This is a genomic window from Pseudoalteromonas arctica (assembly GCF_012927645.1).
GTDB lineage: Bacteria > Pseudomonadota > Gammaproteobacteria > Enterobacterales > Alteromonadaceae > Pseudoalteromonas > Pseudoalteromonas arctica_A.
The window spans coordinates 1-1,463 of the sequence record NZ_JABBMT010000079.1 but is presented as its reverse complement, the minus strand read 5'-3'; the positions used below and the strand labels follow the sequence as shown (position 1 = coordinate 1,463).

Below are 1,463 nucleotides of genomic sequence, written 5' to 3'. Positions count from 1 at the left end.
CCCACACGGTGTTAGCCTCCGCTTTTCGTGGGTTAGCTTAATTCAAAGCCAGAGCCATAATTAGTTTGTCAATTAACTAAACAGCAGAGGCTAACATGAATAAACATAGCATACTTTTTATCGGTCTTGATACACATAAAGAATTCAATGAAGTCGCCTATATTGAAGAGCATAGAGGTGCACAACCTGTTCACCTTGGTCGATTCTCTTCTTCCAAAGTGGCCGTTCAAAAGCTTGTTCGTCAGTTTGAATCTAAATACCCTGGCGCAACGCTTCATTTTGTTTATGAAGCAGGCCCTTGTGGATATTGGATTTACCGCTTAATTACCAGCCTTGGTCATTGCTGTTACGTAGTTGCACCCTCTCTTATTCCTAAAAAACCTGGTGAGAAAATTAAAACCGATAAACGTGATGCTCTTAAGCTCGCTAAATTACTTAAATCTGAAGATTTAACACCTATCTATGTTCCTGAGCCTGAAGATGAAGCTGTACGCGATTTATCTCGTGCACGCGAAGTGGCCATGAAAGATTTAAAAGATGCTAAATATCAATTAAAAGCGTTGCTGCTTCGCAATAATATTAATTACAAAGGCACTGCGAATTGGTCACAAAAACATTTACGCTGGCTCACTGAACTTGTACTGCCACATCCCGCTCAGCACATCGTCTTACAAGAATTTTTACAAACAATTACCGAGCGAATAAGCCGACTTGAACGACTAGACAATGAACTAACACATCACGTCCATCAATGGCGTTATTACCCCGTTGTTAAAGCAATACAAGCTATGCGTGGCGTTCGATTATTGGTCGCCACAGGCGTTGTTGCTGAGCTTGGCGATTTAACTCGCTTCGATCATCCCCGTAAATTAATGAGTTACCTCGGTCTTGTACCCAGTGAACACTCGAGTGGTGGCAAACGCCATATTGGCGCTATCACAAAATGCGGAAATGGCCGAGCAAGACGCCTCCTTGTTGAAGGCGCGCACACTTATCGGTATGCGGCAAATATATCGACAGATATGCAAAAACGACACGAAGGCTTACCAAAGGATATTATTGATATTGCGTGGAAAGCGCAGCTTAGGCTCTGCAAACGTTATAAGAAAATGATAGCCAAAGGGAAACACTACAACCTTGTTGTCACAGCAATTGCCCGAGAAATGATTGCATACATATGGGCAATAGCTAAAGAAGTGGTGCTTACGCCAGTGAATACAAAACTTAGATTGGCAAGAGTACCCGCATGATAAACGAATTAGAGTTAGTGCATAGGATCAAGCATCGGGTGTGGCACAACCACCGACGGCGTTAGGATGGCAATGCAGCTAACGCTGCATTGAACCACGAACATAGACTGAAGACAGGTGCCACGACGAACTAAGTAAGGTCTGCTCTGTTACTAGAAATAGTAATAACCAACGAATATCAGCAAGATAACCGACGACATTACTTGCTTCATC

1 protein-coding gene is annotated in these 1,463 nt (G+C 42.9%); it reads left to right on the top strand.

Annotation, left to right across the window (positions count from 1 at the left end; genetic code table 11):
- The first annotated feature begins 95 nt into the window (after positions 1–95).
- Positions 96–1,250, top strand: a complete 1,155-nt coding sequence (locus tag HHO47_RS18945) for an IS110 family transposase (protein ID WP_169021692.1) — start codon at positions 96–98, stop codon at positions 1,248–1,250.
- Positions 1,251–1,463 lie beyond the last annotated feature (213 nt).

Bases quoted from the DNA above. Each gene is read 5' to 3' on its own strand.
- HHO47_RS18945 (WP_169021692.1), top strand. From the start codon at position 96: ATGAATAAACATAGCATACTTTTTATCGGTCTTGATACACATAAAGAA.